The following is a 20899-nucleotide window of genomic DNA, read 5'->3' as shown; positions in this document are numbered from 1 at the left end:
TGCAAACGGTGATTTGTTCTGGCCCTTTTTTATGAATCAAGGAGTCGCTTATGAAATTTATTCACGCAGCAGATATTCACTTAGATAGCCCATTTAAAGGATTACGACAAGCTCCTGATAAAGTTTGGCAGCTTATTCATCAATCAACTTACCAGGCATTTTCTAATTTGGTGACCACAGCAATCCAAGAAAACGTCGATTTTGTTTTGCTAGTCGGTGACTTATTTGATCAAGTCAAGCACAGTATTCAGGCCGATATTTTCGTTAACGAGCAATTCGAACGATTGAACGAGCGCCAAATTCCGGTTTACCTGAGTTATGGTAATCATGACTATTTAAATAAAAATACTGAAATTATGCATTTTCCGAAAAATGTACACGTATTTGCAACAAAACCCGAAGTAAAAGATCTCACGTTAACAGATGGAACGAGTGTTTCTATCGTCGGATTCAGCTATGGACAGCAAGCTGTTAAAGAAGATGTCGTAGATCAGTTTCCAATGCGCAATCAAAGTGATTTTGAAATTGGCACCGTTCACGGCAGTCTAGACAGTTTAAATGCACCGGAAGCAAACTATGCACCGTTTTCTAAAAATGAACTTGTAAACTTACATTATGATTATTGGGCGCTTGGACACATTCATAAACGACAAGTCTTGAATGAACAACCACCGATTATTTATCCTGGAAATTTACAGGGACGACATAAAAATGAAGCTGGTCCAAAGGGCTTTTATTTGGTTTCTAACCAAGGAAGTCAGCTGAGTGCTGAATTTGTTGAAGCCTCTGTGACCGATTGGCAAAGCTTAGTTGTTGAAGCAGAAATGGGTGATACCTTTGATCAATTGATTAAAAAAATTACCTCAGCACTTGAGCTCTCTCAGACCAACAAGCCACAATTTATAAATGTGAATTTAAAAAATGTGCAAAATTTGGACACGGCGGTATTACTGCGGATCAAGGATAATAGCTTGCTGGAGGTTATTCAGCAGCAATTATTGAAAAATGGTCACTCCTGGATTTATGAAATTAACCTCCTGTCTGAACAGCCCTTAGGTCATCTAACAGCGTTGGATAGTACTTTTTGGCAGAAGAGTCAGCAGAAAGTATTTAGCACAGAAAATATTGATAAGGTTGCTGGCAAGCTATTAAATTATGGTTTCATCGCTGGAGCTTTACGTCAAGATATCCAGGAAGGACAACTTCAAGCGCAAGCAGAAATTTCATTACTTGAAAATGGGGGGCGTGAGGAGCAAAACAATGAAAATACTAACAATTAAAGTATATGGCTTCGGAAAATGGCAGGATCAACAATTTGATCTTTCGAAAAACTTAACGATACTTTCGGGTCCAAATGAAGCTGGAAAATCAACTTTACGTCAGTTTATCTTAAGTATTCTTTTTGGCTTTCGGACCAAAAGAGGTACAGATCGTTATTTGCGTTATGAACCTAAAAATGGTTCCAAATATGGCGGCGAACTATTGATTGAAGTTGCACAAAAGCAATACTTATTGAAGCGAGTTAAGGGAAAAAATGGTGGCAAATTAACCATTACGAATCTTGAAACTCAAGAAATTATGAAAAATGAGATGCTGGACTCCTGGTTAGGTGCTGTTGATGAGACGCTATTCAATGAGATGTTTAGTTTTGGTGAAAGTGAATTAGCTGAAGTTCGGCAATTGAGTCGAGATGATTTTCGTAAACGCGTGTTGAAAATTGGAGCGGTTGGTAGCGACCAATGGATCAACTTACAGAATAAGTTCGAAAAAGATGCTGACAAGGTGTATGCACCTAAAGGCCGAGTTCGTCCTTTAAATAAATTGTTAAAGCAGCATGATGAACTTAGTCAACAAGTTGAACAAGCTGCGAGCGAAACGGAGTTATATCAGCAACAAGCTAGGGAAGCAAGCAAAAACACGGTCGAACTAGACACTATTCAAGCGGCCATTGCCGATTATCAAATAAAAGTAGATCGTTTAGAACATGTTGTTGACGGTTGGAAAACTTATCAAAAATATCAAGAGACTCAACAACAAATGAGATCTGACGTGCAGGAAATTTCAGCGACAGAATTACAAGCTATCGAGCATGATCATCAACAGGTGGATGAACTCACACAAACGATCCATGAAGTGCAGGAAAAAATTGCTAATTTGAAACAAGCGGTTGCAAGCGATGCGCGGATGGCCTTTTATCATGATCATGCAGCTCAGTTATCTGAAATTTCTCAACAATTAGCATCGTTTCAAGATGTTGCCAAACAAGAAGTGGCTTTGCAAGAAAAAAAACAAGAAATTAAAGCTGAAGAGGCACAAATTAAACGACAGTTGGGCACAGAAGATGCGGTAGCCACTCCCTTTACGGAACAAGAGTTTTCGCAACTAAAGCACATCTTAGCCGATAAAAATGATAATGAACAAAATAAGCAAGCCGTGCAAGACCAAATCGTAGCTTTACAAAATCAATTGCTTAAGAGTTCCGGACAAGCTGAACAAAAGGCTACTTTTCGTTTAACAACTATTTTTTTGATTGTTGGAATTATTTGTTTGATTTTCCCATGGTTATTACCTTGGGCAGTAGGTGTGAAACTGATCGTCAGTGCCTTAGGCTTGGTTGCAGTTGTCGGTAGTTATGTTGTCCGGCCACACACGAATAAGGAACCTTCACTCCAAGAAGATTTGGCGACAAATCTTGCTCAGTTAAAGTCGAAGCTAGTTACAGCGGATAAGGACAGTGATCGATTTGATGAGCAGCTGACAGCACTTGGAAAAACAAAAGCACTAACTGGCGATCCGCAAACCTGGCTGGGAATGCAAAATAATTTGGAACGGTACGAACTACTCCAGAAAAAGCAGGCGGATGTGCAGGAACAGCAAAATGTTAACAAGCAGCGAATAGAAGATTTTGAGACTCGCATCCAAATTCTTTCACCTTGGGTCAAATTGAATGGCGGATTTACGCAACAATTAGCAAATGTTATCGCCTATTTTCAGTCGATTCAACAAAGCGAGCAAGCTGTACAAAAAGATACACAAGATTTGCATTACTATCAAGAACGACTGGATAAGCTGAAAAAAGAACAAAAAAGGGTACAGACAAACTTAGAGAAACTCCTGAATGATGTGCATTTAAAAAATTGGACTGCCTTCCAAGATGCAAAAGAATTACAAATACAGCAGGCACAACTACGGGCGGTTCATGATCAACTGTTTCAACAATTGGGAAAAGAGACTTTGAATGCTATGCAGCAGTATGAGAATCAAAGTGAGGCTCAAAATGAGTTAGACACAGAGATGCAGCAGTTAAAGCAGTTACGACAAAAGCAAGAAAAAATTGTGGCACAAAAAACAGTTTTAACGACCAAAATGCAACAATTAGCCGATGATCAGACTTATGCACATTTACAGCAACAATTAGCAAACCTTGAGGCAGAAATCTTGGCAGTAACAAAGGATTGGCTGACTGATGAACTTACGGCTCAGTGGATTGACGAAACGTTACTCGTGGCTAGTCAAGGTCGTTTGCCTAAAATTATGACAAATGCGCAGCGTTATTTTTCTTTATTAACGAGTCAGCGTTACAATAAAATTGATTTCGATGCACAAACGATTGTCGTGACGGATCAGATGCATCAGACTTATGAAGTAGGAGAACTTTCACAAGGAACTGCAGAACAGCTGTATGTTGCCATTCGGTTGGCCTTTGTTAGCGTTATGGCTGACTTGATTGATCTACCGATTATTATTGACGATGGGTTTGTTAACTTCGACGCAGAGCGCAAAAAAAATGTGATGATACTCCTAATGGAGTTAAGTGGGCATCATCAAGTTATTTACTTTACGGCTGAAAAAATTGAAGACACGTTAAACGAAACGACACGATTGATCGACTTATCAGATGGGAGCATTATAAATGGAAGATAAAAAGCTTTTTGATTTTGCTGTTGATGAAACCTTGAATATTTTTGTTTTGATTAAAAGCGCAGAAGTACGCGTTGCCAAAAATGGTAAAGATTTTCTTTCGATGGTTTTTGAAGATCGTTCTGGAGATATTGGTGGTAAGTTTTGGGATGCTAGTTCAGAGGATATTGATAATTTTCAAGCTGGAAAAGTCGTTTTCCTAAATGGTAAGCGGGAAAATTATAAGGGGACCCCGCAGATAAAAATATTAAGTATGCGTGTTGCGACGGAGACTGAGCCAAATAACGCAAGCTTGTATACCAAAAAGGCGCCAATGACAGTCAGCGATATGAAAGAGGAGATTAGTCAATTACTGTTTGATATTACAAATCCAAATTGGAACCGGGTAGTACGCTTTTTAATTCAGAAATATGATCAGCAATTTTATACGTATCCAGCCGCAAAAACGAATCACCATGCTTTTCAGGGGGGACTCGCCTTTCATACAATTTCAATTTTGCGTCTTGCCAAAAATGTGAGTGATCAATATCCACAGATTGATCGTTCGTTGCTTTACGCCGGTGCAATTTTACATGATTTAGGTAAAACAATTGAATTATCGGGGCCGGTTTCGACAACGTACACGGTTGAGGGCAATTTGTTGGGACATATTGTTATTATGGATGGCGAAATTGTGAAGGCCTGCCAAGAACTTAAAATTAGTGATAGTAGCGAGGACATCTTGTTGTTGCGTCACATGATTGTTTCTCATCATGGGTTAAAAGAATATGGATCTCCAATTGAACCGTTATTACTGGAAGCTGTTGTCTTACATGACTTGGACGATTTGGATGCTTCAATTCAAATGGTTACTGGTGCCTTGAGCCACACCAAAGCGGGAACATTTTCTGAAAGAATTTTTGGGATGGATGGCCGTAACTTTTATAAGCGAATTAGTCATCAAAAAGAATAAAAAAATACGAGCTAGGAAAATTACTTTTCCAAACTCGTATTTTTTTTGATTATTTAGAAGTTGATGAACTTGAAAGGTAGTCTGAAAGGACATCCTTCAAATCGCTGTCCTTAATGGAAACATTTCCCTTTTTAAGGACTTTTGAAACAACACTCTTAAGCTTTGTACTGCTGCTCATATCAGCTGTCCAAATACGTTCTTTAAGAGCCTTTGTGTGATCGCTCATTTTACCCTTGGCAGGTTTGTTAAGCATCTTGATCACTTGGTAACCGTATTGTGTCTTGACTGGAGTAGTAGTATATTTGCCTTCATCTAGAGCAAATGCAGCTTTAGTAAAACTGGAATCTAAAGTTGTGTTTGTATCATCAAATGCTGAAAGTTTACCACCTTTGTTCTTAGTTGAACTATCAGTAGAGTATTCTTTAGCTAACTTAGTAAAGCTTTCGCCTTTTTTAAGTTTTTTGATAACTGTTTCGGCAGTAGATTTTTTAGCCACAAGAATCTGAGCAACGGTAACTTTTGGTTGGTACGTCTTCCATTGCTTCTTTAATTCTGCATTGGAAACCTTATCGTTATCTTTGACAGCCTCTTTTAGCAATAAGTTCGACCGAATTTCCTGTCTAAAACTAGAAGTGGTCATGCCGTTTTGTTCAAGCACACTCTTGAACTGACTACCGTATTGAGTCTTGTAAGCATTGTATTGCTTAGTGACGGTCTTCTTAGAAACTTTGCTCCCATAATCCTTTTCCAGAACTTTATTCAAGATCATTTGTTGAAGGACTTGTTTACCACTTGAAGTTGACTTCAAGCTACTGTAATAAGCACTTTCGGTAATTTTACCACCCTTTGTTGTTGCGACGGTTTTATTACCGCAGGCAGCTAAAGTCACTGCCATGAAAACACTGGCTAATGCAATTAACCATTTCTTCATCCATAAACACATCCTAACTTAATTGTTTGAAAAACTTCAATACCCATCATACCATAGAAAAGGTTCGTTTTATAAGGGAGATAGAATCTTTAATAAAAATTCAAACTATATTCATGAATAACTATTTTTTATCTTTCGTTTGTGATGAACCCTCAAGCTGGTTGTTAATGTCCTGTGTGAGTTGGTCAATTTTCTCCAGACGTGGCTTCAGTTTATATTCAAATCGAGCCACATCTTGTTGAATGGCGCGAATGGTAGGCTGTGTTTTGTCGATAGCTTGTTGTAAATTAGAAGTACTTGTTTTTAAATGTGCAACAGCCTGACTGAATTGATGCACGCTAGCCACAGTCTCTTTAATGTTTTGTTTTAGGTCAATTACGGGATGCGGGTGATTGAAAACGTATTTACCCCCATGATAACTAAGAAAAGTTAAAAAACTCAATTTAAGGAAACGGTGTTTATTTTTTTTAGCCATAATTAATTCCTCAATTCTGCTTGAATAGTGGATTGAATACTTGCTAATTGTGCTTCTGTATAAGCTTTCGAATTATCACCGAAAATCATTTTAAAGTCATCGTTTTCAGAGTAGCGTGGAATCAGATGAAAATGTGAATGAAATACCGATTGGTAAGCTACTGTACCGTTATTATTGACGATGTTCATACCAACAATTTTAGGATTACTGGTTTTGATCGCTGAAGCAATCAAAGGAATTTTGGCAAATGTTTTAGCTGCTAAGTCAGCATCATAAGCAAAAATGTCTTTGATATGCGTTTTAGGGACGACCAACGTGTGACCAGGTGTGGCTTGGGAAAGATCCAAAAAGGCTTTGATATTATCGTCTTCATAAATGGTATAGCTTGGAATTTCACCAGTAATAATTTTGCAAAAAATACATGATGCGTCAAGTTTATTCATCATAGGAATTACCTCTTTTTTTTAAGTAACTTCATTATAACAACATTGAAGAGGAAGTCCCAACTAAGATTCCTGTATCTCGCTGTGAAAATAAGTGGATCATGATATAATCAATTCAAATCGCGTATTGAAAGAGGCAAGCAAAAATGATTTTAAAAATTGAACATTTAGTTGGTGGATACTCGCAAATTCCAGTATTAAAAGATATTAATTTTGAAGTTCGTGCTGGTGAATTAGTTGGTTTGATCGGGTTGAACGGAGCTGGTAAGTCAACCACGATTAATCACATTATTGGATTATTAACGCCTCAAAAAGGAAAAGTCACTATTAATGGCAAAACAATTTATCAGGATAGTGAAGCCTACAAAAAACAAATTGCTTATATTCCTGAACTACCAGTCCTTTATCCAGAATTAACTTTGAGAGAACACATCAATTTGACTATTATGGCTTATCGGTTAGATGCCAAAAAAGCTTGGGAATCGGCTAATAAGCTTCTTAAGACTTTCCGCTTGGCTAACAAATTAGACTGGTTTCCCGACAATTTCTCTAAGGGAATGAAACAGAAGGTCATGATTGTCTGTGCGTTTCTTACAGACGCCAAATTGTACATCATTGATGAACCCTTTTTGGGATTAGACCCATTGGCAACGGATGATTTGCTGAAGTTAATTGATGAGCGCAAACGTGCGGGAGCAGGCGTGCTGATGTCTACCCACGTCTTAGATACCGCTGAAAAGTACTGTGACCGTTTTGTTTTGTTACATGGTGGTCAGGTACAGACGCAAGGGGACATGGCATCCTTAAGAAATCAAAATCCTAATTTAGGAAATTCTTTATCGGAAATCTATCTTGGCTTAGCGAGGGCAGGTGAGCACGATGACTAGTCTTTGGAAAAAAAGGCAACGTGCACATTTTTTGGAAATGCTTAAATATTTGCGTTATGTCTTGAATGACCATTTTGTGATTGCCTTGTTGTTTTTAGTTGGTGGCCTGGGGTATGGTTATTCTAACTTTTTAAAAACGATTGATGGCCCAAGTTGGTGGTCAGCACCGGTGGTTATTTTGTGTCTCGCTGTACTGGTTCAGTTAGGTAGCTTAGCAACACTGTTTCAAAAAGCAGATCCCGTTTTTTTGTTACCTAGAGAACATGACATGCATGGCTATTTAAAGCAAGCTCTATTCCACAGTTGGTTATTTAGTTTTTGTGTTGAAATTTTGGGATTTGCAATTTTATATCCCTTTCTTTCCATTGCAGTCCATTTTCTGACTTTTCAAGTTATTGTGCTTGGACTTAGTTTCCCCATTTTGAAATTGGGAAGCTTGTTTCTTGCTTTAAATCAACTGTATCGAAATTCACGCTCAAATCAATGGCACACCTTAGTTTTGAACTGGGGATTACCAATCTTGTGGTTTGTAGGTGGGCTTTATCTAAACGTTTGGATAACTTTAATTGGCGCTGTTATACAATGTCTCGTTGAAATTTTATATGAAGCAAAACAGTGGCAATTGTATTCTTTGGGCTGGCGGCTGGCTATTCAAATTGAAGACCAGCGGATGCTTCGAATTTATCGATTTTTTAACCTATTTACTGACGTACCCAACATTCGTGGCACTGTTCATCGTCGAAAGTATTTTGATGGCATTTTGAAGTGGGCTGATCGAAATACTTCAAATCCGTACGTCTATTTGTTCATGAGAGCACTTGCGCGGAGCACGGAATACAGTGGGATGTACTTTCGATTGACCTTGTTGGGGATGGTGTTGCTTATTTTTATTTCCAATTTGTATTTATCGTTATTCTTACAAATTTTATTTGTTTACTTAATTAGTTTTCAGCTATTGCCATTGTTGATAAACTACGAAGAAAATGTGTTTACGCATCTCTATCCGATTCAAAAAAGTATCCAAGTGGCGGGTTTTAACTGGGTCATGGTCCGGTTGTTGCTTGCCACAGTTGTTTTGTTTGGATTGGCAGCTGGAATAGCACATGCATCTGTGCTTCAAGGTGTGGTTAGCCTCATGATTGGGTTTATAGAAAGTTGGATGTTGTTAAAACTTTATTTTCCAACCAGAATCAAAAAAATGACTTCTTGACGCTTGTGGGCACAATCTATAGAATTAGTTGGTACTGGAATTTTTAAAGAAATTTTGAGGAAAAATAATGCGAGTAAGAAATAAACCTTGGGCTGAACCGCTAATTGCGGCGCACCCTGAAATGATTATTACGGATCCCATTCAAATTAAAGGGAAATGGCAAAAACGGTTTAAAAAAGTTCAACCGTTGCATATTGAGATTGGAATGGGCAAAGGCCAGTTCATTACGAAAATGGCTGCTAAATATCCAGAAGTGAACTTTATTGGAATTGAAATTCAACGTTCAGTTGCTGCGATTGCACTAAAAAAAGCATTGACAGATAAGTTGCCCAATCTCCAACTTATGTTGGCAGATGGTGGCGACTTAAATGAATACTTTAATGATGGTGAAGTGGACCAAATTTATTTGAATTTTTCAGATCCTTGGCCAAAAAAAAGGCATATCAAGCGACGTTTGACTTATAAAACGTTTTTACAAGGCTATCAATATATTTTGAAATCACATGGCGTAATTGAATTAAAAACGGACAATCAAGGTCTTTTTGAATATTCTTTGGTCAGCATGAATAACTTTGGACTCCAATTTGATGCCGTTTTTCTGGACCTCCATCATAGTAAAGAAGCCGATCAAAATGTTGAGACAGAGTATGAACATAAATTTAGTGAAAAAGGGCAACGTATTTTTAAACTTACTGCTCATTTTTAAAGACGGTAGATGTCGATAATTGTTCCGGTCTTAGCATCGGCTATAAATTCGTATTGAATGAGATTACCATCTTCGTAGCGAGTGACGCCACCGTAATACACGTTAGTTTTAATGGCAAATTTTTGCAGGGGTGCTTGCTTCATTTCAACCCATGAGCCCTCAATAGGGCCTTCTTTTAAAAATGCTTTACGAACGTTTTCTAAAATACGATTAGCTGAAACTTTTTGTTTGTTTATTAAGATGTGGCTAATGATTAGACCGGATGTGAAGCCAAGAAGGCCAACTGCCATCTGATTAATTACGGGTGTTTTTCTAGACATGATTCATCACTCCTTTAAGTTCGTCTTTATAGTTATAGTATACCAAGATCATTTAAAAATATATATCAGAATGAGTTAAAGTGGAAAGGAATTGCACATGTTAATTAGTAGTTATAATCCCAAGGAATTGGGCGATGTTTTAATCTGTATTTTACGACCAGATGTAGAGACACAGGCTGTCGAAACTAAAGGCGCCATAACCCGAATTTACGATCAGCAGACAAATGAAACTTTGGGATATAATTTTAAACAAGTTTCTGATTACCTAAAGGAATTGCATGGAGCAGGTCAACTTATTTTAACTGTCGAGCAAGTAGACCTGCTTAATACGCAGCTAACGAGCGTTGGTTTTGAAGGGGAACTTGTGGCAGATACGCAAAACAAGTTTATTGTAGGTTATGTCGAAACTGCAGAACAACATCCAGATTCTGATCATTTGTTGGTAACACAAACATTGGTAGATCGTGATGAAAAAGTCCAAATCGTCAGTGGCTCGCCGAACATGCAAGCTCATATTCGGGTGGTTGTAGCTAAAGTTGGGGCAATGATGCCTGATGGACTTATTATCTGGCCGGGAAGCTTACGAGGCGTTGAAAGTAACGGTATGATTTGTTCTGCAAGAGAATTACATTTACCAAATGCTCCTCAGAAAAAAGGCGCTTTAATTCTTCCCGAGAATGATGATTTTAAAGTTGGGTTGCCATTTGATTTTTCAAAGGGTGCAAAATTGTTTCAAGCTAAGTGAGAAAAGGTGAATTGAGTTATGAAACATTATGATGGTCCAGCTTTTTTTCGAAAAGATCAGGAACCAAAAAAACAACCAGTCAGTCGAAAACGTGTGAAAAAGCACAAATCGCTTAATTTAGACCGTCAACTTACACAGGTTCCCTTTTTCAATGCCGATACGGATGAAAGTTCAAAGGCTGAATTGACAACTGAGCTACCAAGCGATGCTTCAACTGAAAAGGCGGTGGCAACCAGTGCAGCTGATCATGCTAAAGAAGAAAGTGCAAATGCAAGCGTGGTCCCAGCAGCATCCGATAGCATTGAGACGGAGTCAAGGGCAACCCCTGTCGGTAGTGCGGTCAATAAAGCGTCCCAGGTAGATAACGAAATATTGAGGTCAGTAAAATCTCAACAAATTGATCACATGTCGGATCCTGCTTTTTCTAGTGAACAACAGTTTGAAGCCCGACAACCTGTTGAGCCAACCGAATCAGCACGTATCCAACAGGCTGGTTTACATAAAACAAGTGGGACTTATCAGTTTCCTTCTTTGGCGTTATTGAAATCTCCTGTTAAATTAGACGCCAGTTCACAATCTGAATGGTTACAGGGACAAATTAAAAATCTGGATGAGGCATTAGCTGCTTTTGGGGTGGATGCTAAAGTTGTCGATTGGACTGTAGGACCGACAGTTACGCAATTTCAAATTGAGTTAGGTCGGGGCGTCAAGGTAAATAAGATTACAAACCTTACAGATGATTTAAAGCTTCAACTTGCAGCTAAAGATATCCGAATTGAGGCGCCAATTCCTGGTAAAAGTACAGTTGGTATTGAAATCCCGAATTTTAAATCTCGTCCGGTTATGCTATCAGAGGTGTTAAATTCTGCTGTTTTTAAAAATAGTGCCTCACCTTTGACGATAGCATTGGGAGTGGATTTGTTTGGACGTCCGCGTGTTTATGATTTACGAAAAATGCCACATGGTTTAATTTCCGGAGCAACAGGCTCAGGTAAAAGTGTTTTTATTAATAGCTTATTAGTATCCATTTTGTATAAAGCCACACCTAGGCAAGTACGCTTGTTGCTCATTGATCCTAAAACGGTGGAGCTAGCGCCATACAATGAATTACCGCATCTTCTAGCACCAGTCATTTCGGACCCGAAGGCTGCTTCGGCGGCGTTAAAATGGGTGACCGAAGAAATGGATAATCGGTATGAACGACTGGCTGCTGCTGGTGTCCGCAATATTGAGCAGTTTAATAAAAAAGCACAGACTAGCGGTCATGAGGCTGATAGTTTGCCATATATTGTGGTGATTATTGATGAGCTTGCTGATTTGATGATGGTGGCAGCTTCTGAGGTGCAAGACTATATCGTTCGAATTACGCAAAAAGCGCGTGCGGCAGGTATTCATTTGGTGATTGCAACGCAGCGCCCAAGTGTTGACGTCGTGACTGGCTTAATTAAAAATAATATTCCAACACGTGTCGCATTTATGGTTTCTAGTCAAATTGACTCAAGGACGATCTTAGACCATTCTGGTGCAGAACGCCTCCTGGGACGTGGTGATATGCTATTCTTGGGAAATGGTGCAAGCACCCCAATTCGATTACAGGGCTCTTACGTAGACGGTGAAATTGACGAAATTACTGATTTTATTCGATCAGAGTCTCAACCACACTATGCTTTTGATCCGAATGCTTTAAAAAAAGAGGTTGAAGCCGTTGATGACCAAGATGAGTTGATGCCTGAAGTTTTAAGTTATCTTGCTGATGAAGATACGATTTCGACATCTAAGTTACAGAGAGTCTTCTCAATTGGGTATAACCATGCAGCAACGATCATTGATCAACTAGAAGGCCAGAACTATATTTCAGAGGCACGTGGGTCTAAACCTCGCGAGGTTTATTTTACTCAAGCCGATTTGAAAAAAATTCATGATAAACCGATTTGATTTCAGTAAAAACGCACTTTTATTGTGGTAAACTATTAACAAAACTGATAAAGAGGAAGAGACAAATTGGATAACGCAACGACATATTATTTTATAGGTATCAAGGGATCTGGAATGAGTGCACTGGCACTTATTTTGCACGACGAGGGTTACCGAGTAAAAGGCTCAGATATTACCAAATATACGTTTACACAACGCGGTTTGGAAAAAGCAGGCATTGAAGTCCTGCCGTTTGATGAAAAGAACATTACAGAGGGCTTAACGGTAATCGCTGGCAATGCCTTTACAGATGACCACCCAGAAATTAAAAAGGCGCGTAAGATGGGATTACCAGTTTCCAGATACCATGAATTTCTTGGTAAAATGCTTTCTGGTTATACCAGTATCGGTGTGGCTGGAGCCCATGGCAAGACTAGTACAACGGGATTACTTGCTCACGTATTAAGTGGTGTTGCGCCAACCAGTTATTTAATTGGCGATGGCACTGGCAAGGGAACGCCTAACGCACGTTTCTTTGTTTTTGAGGCTGACGAATATCGACGTCACTTCATGGCTTACCATCCTGATTACATGATTATGACAAATATTGATTTCGATCACCCCGATTATTACACAGGTATGGAAGACGTTTATCATGCATTCCAAGATGTTTCTCAGCAAGTTAAAAAGGGGATTTTTGCTTGGGGCGATGATCCTAATTTACGTCGTTTAAAAGCGGATGTTCCTGTCTATTATTATGGAACCAGCAAGAATGATGATTTCCAAGCGCGCGATATCAAGCGAACAACGCAAGGCTCAGAATTTGATGTTTATCATGAAAATGAATATTTAGGCCATTATCAAATTCACCTTTATGGGGAGCACAATGTTCTAAATAGCTTGGCCGTCATCGCAGTGGCCTATTTTGAGAAAGTGGATCTTAACGAAATTAAGGATGAATTACTTGATTTTAAAGGGGTTAAACGTCGCTTTTCTGAAAAGAAACTAGCTGACATGACAATTATTGATGATTATGCACATCATCCTTCGGAAATAAAAGCGACTCTTGATGCAGCGCGGCAGAAATATCCTGAAAAAGAAATTATTGCGGTATTTCAACCACATACATTTAGTCGAACGATTGCCTTATTAGATGATTTCGCTAAAAGCTTGAATTTGGCTGATAAAGTTTATTTAACGGATATTTTCAGCTCCGTACGTGAAAAGAATGGCAAAGTTTCTTCTAGTGATTTAGCTGCTAAAATTAATAAAGGCGGCGAAATTTTAAAGGCTGATAATATGTCACCTCTTCTAGATTTCCACAATGCAGTGGTTGTTTTCATGGGTGCTGGCGATGTACAAAGATACGAAAAGGCCTATGAAGAATTGTTAAGCAATCTTAGCTTAAAAAATAATTAATCTTATTTGACTAAGTTTGACCTTTTTTCTTGATTCATTTTTTGAATCTGATAGAATGTACTAAAATGAATGAAAGAGGGAATTTAGATGCAAGAACCACGAAATCTTGTGAACACTGAGGTTGGCCTCAGTAGTTTTATGACAAGAATGTATGGATTTATGGGGTACGCAGTGGCGTTATCCGCAATTGTAGCCTATTTGACTGGCGTAGTGTTTCGTACACAATTAATGCCAGTTCTTGTGGGTCATCCGTTTATTTTCTTATTCGTTTTAATTGGATTAATGGTTTTTAGTGCTTCGGCTAGTCGAAAGGCATTGCAAAATGCAAGAACGAGCTTTCTAATTTTAACCTTGTTTTCTTTATTCTTCGGATTAGAATTTTCGTTTATCTTTTTAACCTTTAACTTACCTACAATTGCTTCAGCATTTGTTTCGGCCGCTGTTACTTTCGCGTCGATGTCTATCATTGGGGCTACAACGCATAAAGATATGACACGGGTTGGGAATCAACTTTTTGCTGCGTTGATTGCATTGTTTGTGATCATGATTATTAATTTGTTCCTACGAAGTGCAGCAATTAGTTACTTCTTTTCCTTTATTGGCGTTGTTATCTTTGCTGGACTTTCAATGACGGACACAAACAAGATGAAGTCTCTTTATTTACAATATGGAGATCAGGTTTCGATGAGTGGCTTGGCCATTCAAGGTGCTTTAGAACTCTATTTAGACTTTTTGAATTTGTTCCAATTTTTGCTTCAAATTTTTGGCGGATTTGGTGGCAGTCGCGACTAGGTCAAGCAACTTATATCAACTGGTTTGTGTAATTCACAAGCCAGTTTTTTTATTTCATAAGTAAGTGATGAATAAAGGGACCATAGTACAATAAGGGCATAGAGTTTGGTAAAATGAAGATATGAATACGAAGGAGAATATAATGGCTAACAAAAAATTGCTTTTAATCGATGGGAATAGTGTGGCGTTTCGGGCATTTTTCGCACTCCATAATGCTTTGAGCAAATTTACAAATCAAGATGGATTGCATACAAATGCCATTTACGGTTTCAACAAAATGTTGGATCATATTTTAGAAATCGTTCAGCCAACGGATGCCTTGGTGGCTTTCGATGCCGGAAAAACCACTTTCCGAACCGAGATGTTTGATGACTATAAAGGCGGAAGATCTAAGACACCGCCAGAACTTTCAGAACAAATGCCTTATTTGAGAGAATTGTTGAAAGGCTATGGCATCAAAACTTATGAACTTGCTAATTATGAAGCTGATGACATTATTGGAACACTTTCCAAGCAGGCTGAAGATGCTGGTTATACGGTAACTGTGGTAACTGGAGATCGTGATTTGACGCAGCTTTCTAGTGACAAAACAACAGTTTCCGTGACCGTCAAGGGAGTTAGTGAGGTCGAGCATTATACGCCACAGCACGTTCAAGAAAAATTGGGTCTCAAGCCAGCTCAAATTGTGGATATGAAGGGACTAGCGGGTGATACGTCCGACAATTATCCTGGTGTGACTAAGGTTGGTGAAAAAACAGCCATCAAATTATTGCAACAGTACGGAACTGTTGAGGGCGTTTATGCTCATTTGGATGACATGAAAGCTTCTAAATTAAAAGAACATCTGATTGAAGATAAAGATAAGGCTTTTTTAAGTAAAAAATTAGCCACCATTAACCGTGAGGCCCCGATCGAAGTTCAATTGGCTGATGTGCATTATTCCGGGAAAAATATCACAACACTGGTAGATTTTTACGAACGTATGAATTTTCAATCCTTTCTGAAACAGATGCGCGCCAGTGAGGGATTTGAGGATAAGCAAGAAGTCAAAACAATTACTTATGAGGAACTGACAGAAAAAAACTTAGCTACACTTCAAACTTTAAAAGGTCCGGTTTCCTTCTATTTAGAATTACCCGATAAAAATTATCATCTCTCAGAATTCGCTGGATTTGGTATTGGACAAAAAGGAACTTGGTTTGTATCGCGCAATGTAGATTTACTCACGTCTAAGACTTTAAAAGCTTTTTTCACAGAAAAAACGCATGAAGTAAATGTTTTTGATCTTAAGCGCACTTATGTGGGATTAAATCGATTAGGAATATCATTTATTACGGGTAAAAATGATATTTTATTGCAATCCTATTTATTAGATACAAATGATAACTCGAATGATTTAGGGGCACTTGCACATCGTCATGGGTTCCTAGATATCAAGACGGACGAAGAGGTTTATGGGACCGGTGTTAAGCGGCAGATCCCTGATGATAATGAAGCCTTTTTTAAACATTTAGCAGCAAAACTACGCGCAATTGAAGAGCTAGTGCCTCAATTACAAGCTGAACTTAAAGAAAATGAGCAAGTTGATCTGTATGAAACAATTGAACTTCCCTTAGCACTTGTTTTGGCGAAGATGGAAATTGCCGGCATCAGGGTGGACACGGATCGACTTGAACAGATGCAAAGTGAATTTACGGAGCGTCTAAGCGAAATTGAGCAAACTATTTACAATGAAGCGGGCGAGACATTTAATATTAAGTCAACGAAGCAACTAGGTAAAATTTTATTTGAAAAATTAGGATTACCTAGTTCTAAAAAGACGAAGACCGGATATTCAACGGCTGTCAGTGTATTAGAAGGTTTGCGTGGTCAAGCGCCAATTATTGATAATATTTTGACTTATCGCCAAATTTCAAAAATTCAATCAACTTACGTGAAGGGTTTGCTAAAGGTGGTTCATTCAACGGATCAAAAAGTGCATACAACCTATTTACAAACGTTAACGCAAACGGGACGATTATCTTCGATTGATCCTAATTTACAGAACATTCCGATTCGTTTAGAGGAAGGTCGTAAAATTCGACAAGCCTTTGTTCCTAGCCATGAAAAAGCCAAAATCTTTTCTTCGGATTATTCACAGATTGAGTTACGTGTCCTGGCTCACATTACGGGAGATAAGAATTTACAAGAAGCTTTTAAAAACGATGAAGATATCCATGCCAGTACCGCTGTACGGATTTTTGGACTTAAAGATGCTTCTGAAGTTACGCCAAATATTCGCCGTCAAGCCAAAGCCGTGAACTTCGGCATTGTTTATGGAATTAGTGATTATGGACTCTCACAAAATATTGGTATTTCACGTAAACAGGCAAAAGCGTTTATTGATACCTACTTTCAAGAATTCCCGGGCGTAAAGGCATACATTGATCGAATTGTGGCTAGCGCACGTGATAAGGGCTATGTGGAAACGATTGCTCATCGTAGACGTTATCTTCCCGATATTAATTCAAGTAATCATAATCAGCGGTCATTTGCCGAGCGCACAGCAATGAATACGCCAATTCAGGGAAGCGCCGCAGATATTATTAAAATTGCAATGATTCGAATGCAAAAGGAACTAGAGACACGGAATTTAGAAACAAAAATGCTTTTGCAAGTACATGATGAGCTTATTTTTGAAGTGCCAGATGAGGAACTTTCTGAAATTCAAGAGTTGGTGCCAAGTGTAATGGATTCAGCGATAAAGCTCGATGTGCCATTAAAAGTTGAAAGTGCCTTTGGCAAAAATTGGTATGATGCCAAATAGTAAGAATAAGAAGGAAAAAAGTTATGCCTGAGTTACCAGAAGTAGAAACTGTTCGACGTGGATTAGAAGCGCTGGTGGTTGGTAAGCAAATTCAAAAAATAGATGTTTACTATCCTAAAATGGTTCTTCCTAGTGAAGAAATTTTTGTGAAATCATTAACGGGTAAAAAGATTGTCGCGATTAAACGACGTGGAAAGTATTTGTTATTTCACTTTGACCAAGGAATAGCCATGGTCTCACATTTGCGAATGGAAGGTAAATATGCGATTCACGATCATGAGACGCCTTTAAACAAACACGATCACGTAGTATTTGAATTTACCGATGGGACCGAACTACGCTACAATGACACCCGCAAATTCGGCAGAATGGTAGTCGTTCCAGAAGGTGAAGAATATACAGTGGCTGGCCTGAAAACAATTGGTCCTGAACCAACGCCACAAAGTTTAAGTGTTGACTATTTAGCGACAACGATGAAAAAGCACCACAAAGCAATTAAATCTTTTTTGCTGGATCAAAGCATGGTTGCAGGGTTAGGAAATATTTATTGTGATGAGGTTTTGTGGCTAGCAAAAATTCATCCTCTTCAGCCTACAAATACGATCCCTTTAGGGAAAATCGTGACACTTAGACAAAAAATATTTGACGAATTGGAACTGGCTATTCGTGCTAAAGGGACCACTGTTTTTTCGTATTTAGACGCGAGCGGTCATGCTGGTAGTTTTCAAAATCAATTACATGTTTATCAACGAACTGGACTCCCGTGTGAACGTTGTGGAACGCCTATCGAGAGAATAAAAGTGGCACAACGGGGGACACATTTTTGTCCGCATTGTCAAAAGTTGGTTGCAGGTGAAAAATAGTGGCAGAAATATTAGGGCTTACGGGTAGTATTGCGAGTGGGAAATCGACTGTTAGTTCATTTTTTAAAAAAATGGGATATCCAGTAGTGGATGCTGATTTAGTGGCTAGAAAATTGGTATTGCCAGGTATGCCAGTCAATCATAAATTAAAAAGTGTATTTGGTTCTGCTGTGTTTGAAGGCAGTACTTTGAACAGAAAGAAGTTAGGCCAATTAGTTTTTTCTGATCCACAAAAATTAACGCTTTTGAATCAAATTATGCAACCAGCAATAAGAACCGAAATCACGCGACAGCTTCGCAAATATCAAGACGAAAAGCTAGTTGTTTTGGATGCCGCGTTGTTGCTGGAGCAGGGCTATCAAAAGTTAGTTGACAAAGTGATGGTTGTCTCTATTTTGCCGGAGTTACAAGTACAAAGGTTGATGGCAAGAGACCGGTTACCACTCAAAGAAGCTAAACAAAGAATTTCCAGTCAATGGTCACAAGAAAAGAAGCTTCAGTTGGCTGATATTGTGATTGATAATAGTTCGTCTGTTGAAGAAACACAGCATCAAGTGTTAAAATGGCTTGACAATAGTAAGTTACGTTAATTAGTGGAGGTAAGAAGCCCATGAGATGTCCACACTGTCATCATAATGGTTCTCGCGTAGTTGATAGTCGTCCAACGGATGATGGACGCGTGATTCGAAGACGACGAGAATGTGAAGCATGCGGATTTAGATTTACAACGTTTGAACGGATTGAAGCTGCACCATTGCTTGTTATCAAGAAAAATGGGACTCGTGAGGAATTTAACCGTGAAAAAATCCTCCGTGGTCTTATTCGTTCTGCCGAAAAGCGACCTGTCGGCATGGATGAAATGTCCAAAATTGTTGACGAAGTAGAGAACAAAGTCCGTTCCTTAGGTGAAAATGAAGTCTCTAGTCAAATTATTGGTGAGTATGTGATGAATCGTTTAGCAAAAGTGGACGAAATTGCTTATATTCGATTTGCAAGTGTTTACCGCCAGTTTAAGGATATGAATGTTTTCATGACTGAATTAAAAGACATGATGGCAAAAGAAAAAACAAACAAAAAAACGACTTCAAAAGATACTGGTGGCGATCATAAATGAATGAAGGGTGGGCTAATTTAAGTCCAAAAGATGGCTTTATAGTCACACAGCAGGCCTATTTAAGTGACTTTGATCAAAAAATTCTGACCTACCTTTATCAGCCTATTATTGGGGCCAAAGCCTTTAGTCTGTTCTTGACACTATGGACGGAAATGAGACCAGATGTTGTGCGCTCACAACGAAAATCGCACCTTGAATTACTGGATATTTTAAATTCAGACCTGCCAGAGTTTTTCTCAAGTCGTCAAAAGCTAGAAGGTATTGGGTTACTTAAGACGTACGAGGGTCAAGATTCGGTCGGACGTTTTTTTGTCTATCAACTGTGTAAGCCGGCGTCGCCAAGCAGTTTTTTTAAGGACGGTCTACTCAGTAGTTTGTTGTTGCAGGTTGTGGGAGAAAGTCGGTTTTCTGAGCTTGCAAATCAGTTTAAACTTGTTCAAACAAAGACAAAAGATTTAAAAAATGTTTCAACAGATTTTTTAACAGCCTTTCACATTTCCGAACAAACGTTAAAAGAGCCCAGTTCATTAATTCAGGAAACGCAAGCTGAATTTAAAAAGGCTGACCAGTCGGCAGCTAATCAGCAGGTCACATTGGCAAGTGATAATTTTGATTTTAAATTACTGAAAGAATTGCTTAGTAAAGGATTTACAAAGTGGCAATCGGTTAACGAAGCACAGCGTCTTATTTTGACGGAGCATTTGTTATATGGTATTGACGAAGTAGAAATGGCTAGACAAATTTCGCAGGCTACGGATCTGGTTAGTAATCAATTAGACACTAAAAAATTGCAACAACAAATTTCAAATAATTTTGCGACGAAACAAGGGCAAAATCAAATTTATGCGAGTTCAAATACGCAGGAATTTTCAAACCCTACAAGTCAAGTAACTAAGCAGACAGGTGCCACATTGACAAAAGATGATTTGGAACTTATTAAGGCCGCAAAGTCCTATGCACCAGCCACATACTTAGAAAATCTAAAAATGGCCATTCATGGCGGCTACGTCACTTATGGTGAAAAACAAATCTTAAAAGAATTAATTGATCGCAATCTATTTCCAGTAAGTGTCGTTAATATTTTGATTTCGTACATTGTTTTGGACCGAGAAGCCACGACACTTCCCGCAAAACTCGTGGATACAATGGCCAACAGTTGGAGCCGAGCACATGTAACAACGCCGGAAGCGGCTATTTTACAAATTAAACAATTTGCTAAGGATAAAACTGTCAAACGTGCAAGAACGACGACTAAGCGACCAATTGCGAAGGAAACCCTACCTGATTGGGCGAAGAATGAAAAAAACAATTCACAAAGTGTCACCATCAAAAAAGATGATCAAGATCGTTTAAAGCAACGATTGAATGAACTTCGTCATCAACATAAGGAGGGGAGCTAAA

At 38.6% G+C, this 20899-nt stretch carries 19 protein-coding genes; 15 read left to right on the top strand and 4 right to left on the bottom strand.

Annotation, left to right across the window (positions count from 1 at the left end; genetic code table 11):
* Nucleotides 1-50 precede the first annotated feature (50 nt).
* From IV80_RS01565 to IV80_RS01555, 3 genes are read left to right on the top strand one after another with little or no spacing between them, the layout of a single operon-like run.
* Complete coding sequence (locus tag IV80_RS01565) at nucleotides 51-1280, top strand: metallophosphoesterase family protein (RefSeq protein WP_057748487.1); 1230 nt, start codon at nucleotides 51-53, stop codon at nucleotides 1278-1280.
* Complete coding sequence (locus IV80_RS01560) at nucleotides 1261-3924, top strand: ATP-binding protein (protein WP_057748484.1); 2664 nt, start codon at nucleotides 1261-1263, stop codon at nucleotides 3922-3924. Before IV80_RS01565 ends, IV80_RS01560 begins: the two co-directional genes overlap by 20 nt.
* Complete coding sequence (locus tag IV80_RS01555) at nucleotides 3914-4873, top strand: 3'-5' exoribonuclease YhaM family protein (RefSeq protein WP_057748481.1); 960 nt, start codon at nucleotides 3914-3916, stop codon at nucleotides 4871-4873. The genes IV80_RS01560 and IV80_RS01555 overlap by 11 nt, the downstream gene beginning before the upstream one ends.
* 49 nt (nucleotides 4874-4922) lie before the next feature.
* On the opposite strand, the gene IV80_RS01550 is transcribed toward IV80_RS01555, so the two are convergent.
* The 3 genes from IV80_RS01550 to IV80_RS01540 form a co-directional block, all read right to left on the bottom strand.
* Nucleotides 4923-5804 (bottom strand): peptidylprolyl isomerase PrsA, encoded by an 882-nt coding sequence (locus IV80_RS01550; protein ID WP_057748479.1) that lies wholly within the window; start codon nucleotides 5802-5804, stop codon nucleotides 4923-4925.
* A 121-nt stretch (nucleotides 5805-5925) separates the two neighbouring features.
* On the bottom strand, nucleotides 5926-6279 hold the full coding sequence (locus IV80_RS01545) for a hypothetical protein (protein WP_057748476.1): 354 nt from the start codon (nucleotides 6277-6279) through the stop codon (nucleotides 5926-5928).
* A gap of 2 nt (nucleotides 6280-6281) precedes the next feature.
* Complete coding sequence (locus IV80_RS01540; RefSeq protein ID WP_147186292.1) at nucleotides 6282-6725, bottom strand: HIT family protein; 444 nt, start codon at nucleotides 6723-6725, stop codon at nucleotides 6282-6284.
* A 143-nt stretch (nucleotides 6726-6868) separates the two neighbouring features.
* On the opposite strand from IV80_RS01540, the gene IV80_RS01535 reads away from it, so the two are divergent.
* The 3 genes from IV80_RS01535 (at nucleotide 6869) to trmB (ending at nucleotide 9525) form a co-directional block, all read left to right on the top strand.
* Nucleotides 6869-7609 carry an ABC transporter ATP-binding protein gene (locus tag IV80_RS01535; RefSeq protein ID WP_057748473.1) on the top strand — a complete coding sequence of 247 codons (741 nt, stop codon included), beginning with the start codon at nucleotides 6869-6871 and terminating at the stop codon, nucleotides 7607-7609.
* Entirely contained in the window at nucleotides 7602-8819 is a 1218-nt protein-coding gene (locus IV80_RS01530) for an ABC transporter permease (protein WP_057748470.1), read from the top strand. Before IV80_RS01535 ends, IV80_RS01530 begins: the two co-directional genes overlap by 8 nt.
* A gap of 67 nt (nucleotides 8820-8886) precedes the next feature.
* Nucleotides 8887-9525, top strand: coding sequence for a tRNA (guanosine(46)-N7)-methyltransferase TrmB (trmB, locus tag IV80_RS01525; RefSeq protein WP_057748467.1), 639 nt, complete (start codon nucleotides 8887-8889; stop codon nucleotides 9523-9525).
* On the opposite strand, the gene IV80_RS01520 is transcribed toward trmB, so the two are convergent.
* On the bottom strand, nucleotides 9522-9845 hold the full coding sequence (locus tag IV80_RS01520) for a PepSY domain-containing protein (RefSeq protein ID WP_057748466.1): 324 nt from the start codon (nucleotides 9843-9845) through the stop codon (nucleotides 9522-9524). The genes trmB and IV80_RS01520 overlap by 4 nt on opposite strands.
* Nucleotides 9846-9942: 97 nt before the next feature.
* Here IV80_RS01520 and ytpR point away from each other — a divergent pair, with 97 nt between their 5' ends.
* The 9 genes from ytpR (at nucleotide 9943) to IV80_RS01475 (ending at nucleotide 20898) form a co-directional block, all read left to right on the top strand.
* The gene (gene ytpR / locus IV80_RS01515) at nucleotides 9943-10590 is read left to right on the top strand and encodes a YtpR family tRNA-binding protein (RefSeq protein WP_057748463.1); all 648 of its coding nucleotides are present in this window, start codon (nucleotides 9943-9945) and stop codon (nucleotides 10588-10590) included.
* An 18-nt stretch (nucleotides 10591-10608) separates the two neighbouring features.
* Nucleotides 10609-12525 (top strand): DNA translocase FtsK, encoded by a 1917-nt coding sequence (locus tag IV80_RS01510; RefSeq protein WP_057748460.1) that lies wholly within the window; start codon nucleotides 10609-10611, stop codon nucleotides 12523-12525.
* A 66-nt stretch (nucleotides 12526-12591) separates the two neighbouring features.
* Nucleotides 12592-13923 carry a UDP-N-acetylmuramate--L-alanine ligase gene (gene murC / locus IV80_RS01505; RefSeq protein ID WP_057748458.1) on the top strand — a complete coding sequence of 444 codons (1332 nt, stop codon included), beginning with the start codon at nucleotides 12592-12594 and terminating at the stop codon, nucleotides 13921-13923.
* An 87-nt stretch (nucleotides 13924-14010) separates the two neighbouring features.
* On the top strand, nucleotides 14011-14715 hold the full coding sequence (locus IV80_RS01500; protein ID WP_057748454.1) for a Bax inhibitor-1/YccA family protein: 705 nt from the start codon (nucleotides 14011-14013) through the stop codon (nucleotides 14713-14715).
* Between the two features lie 142 nt (nucleotides 14716-14857).
* Nucleotides 14858-17521, top strand: coding sequence for a DNA polymerase I (gene polA, locus IV80_RS01495; RefSeq protein WP_057748452.1), 2664 nt, complete (start codon nucleotides 14858-14860; stop codon nucleotides 17519-17521).
* A gap of 23 nt (nucleotides 17522-17544) precedes the next feature.
* Nucleotides 17545-18384 carry a bifunctional DNA-formamidopyrimidine glycosylase/DNA-(apurinic or apyrimidinic site) lyase gene (gene mutM, locus IV80_RS01490; protein ID WP_057748449.1) on the top strand — a complete coding sequence of 280 codons (840 nt, stop codon included), beginning with the start codon at nucleotides 17545-17547 and terminating at the stop codon, nucleotides 18382-18384.
* On the top strand, nucleotides 18384-18974 hold the full coding sequence (gene coaE, locus IV80_RS01485) for a dephospho-CoA kinase (RefSeq protein ID WP_057748446.1): 591 nt from the start codon (nucleotides 18384-18386) through the stop codon (nucleotides 18972-18974). Before mutM ends, coaE begins: the two co-directional genes overlap by 1 nt.
* Before the next feature lie 20 nt (nucleotides 18975-18994).
* On the top strand, nucleotides 18995-19498 hold the full coding sequence (gene nrdR / locus IV80_RS01480; protein WP_057748443.1) for a transcriptional regulator NrdR: 504 nt from the start codon (nucleotides 18995-18997) through the stop codon (nucleotides 19496-19498).
* Nucleotides 19495-20898 (top strand): replication initiation and membrane attachment family protein, encoded by a 1404-nt coding sequence (locus tag IV80_RS01475; RefSeq protein ID WP_057748440.1) that lies wholly within the window; start codon nucleotides 19495-19497, stop codon nucleotides 20896-20898. Before nrdR ends, IV80_RS01475 begins: the two co-directional genes overlap by 4 nt.
* Nucleotide 20899 lies beyond the last annotated feature (1 nt).

This window comes from Pediococcus cellicola (genome assembly GCF_001438655.1).
Lineage (GTDB): Bacteria > Bacillota > Bacilli > Lactobacillales > Lactobacillaceae > Pediococcus > Pediococcus cellicola.
Note: the sequence above shows the minus strand (reverse complement) of the source record. Positions and strands in the feature narration are given on the sequence as shown.

Bases quoted from the DNA above. Each gene is read 5' to 3' on its own strand.
- IV80_RS01565 (WP_057748487.1), top strand. From the start codon at position 51: ATGAAATTTATTCACGCAGCAGATATTCACTTAGATAGCCCATTTAAA.
- IV80_RS01560 (WP_057748484.1), top strand. From the start codon at position 1,261: ATGAAAATACTAACAATTAAAGTATATGGCTTCGGAAAATGGCAGGAT.
- IV80_RS01555 (WP_057748481.1), top strand. From the start codon at position 3,914: ATGGAAGATAAAAAGCTTTTTGATTTTGCTGTTGATGAAACCTTGAAT.
- IV80_RS01550 (WP_057748479.1), bottom strand. From the start codon at position 5,804: ATGAAGAAATGGTTAATTGCATTAGCCAGTGTTTTCATGGCAGTGACT.
- IV80_RS01545 (WP_057748476.1), bottom strand. From the start codon at position 6,279: ATGGCTAAAAAAAATAAACACCGTTTCCTTAAATTGAGTTTTTTAACT.
- IV80_RS01540 (WP_147186292.1), bottom strand. From the start codon at position 6,725: ATGATGAATAAACTTGACGCATCATGTATTTTTTGCAAAATTATTACT.
- IV80_RS01535 (WP_057748473.1), top strand. From the start codon at position 6,869: ATGATTTTAAAAATTGAACATTTAGTTGGTGGATACTCGCAAATTCCA.
- IV80_RS01530 (WP_057748470.1), top strand. From the start codon at position 7,602: ATGACTAGTCTTTGGAAAAAAAGGCAACGTGCACATTTTTTGGAAATG.
- trmB (WP_057748467.1), top strand. From the start codon at position 8,887: ATGCGAGTAAGAAATAAACCTTGGGCTGAACCGCTAATTGCGGCGCAC.
- IV80_RS01520 (WP_057748466.1), bottom strand. From the start codon at position 9,845: ATGTCTAGAAAAACACCCGTAATTAATCAGATGGCAGTTGGCCTTCTT.
- ytpR (WP_057748463.1), top strand. From the start codon at position 9,943: ATGTTAATTAGTAGTTATAATCCCAAGGAATTGGGCGATGTTTTAATC.
- IV80_RS01510 (WP_057748460.1), top strand. From the start codon at position 10,609: ATGAAACATTATGATGGTCCAGCTTTTTTTCGAAAAGATCAGGAACCA.
- IV80_RS01500 (WP_057748454.1), top strand. From the start codon at position 14,011: ATGCAAGAACCACGAAATCTTGTGAACACTGAGGTTGGCCTCAGTAGT.
- polA (WP_057748452.1), top strand. From the start codon at position 14,858: ATGGCTAACAAAAAATTGCTTTTAATCGATGGGAATAGTGTGGCGTTT.
- mutM (WP_057748449.1), top strand. From the start codon at position 17,545: ATGCCTGAGTTACCAGAAGTAGAAACTGTTCGACGTGGATTAGAAGCG.
- nrdR (WP_057748443.1), top strand. From the start codon at position 18,995: ATGAGATGTCCACACTGTCATCATAATGGTTCTCGCGTAGTTGATAGT.
- IV80_RS01475 (WP_057748440.1), top strand. From the start codon at position 19,495: ATGAATGAAGGGTGGGCTAATTTAAGTCCAAAAGATGGCTTTATAGTC.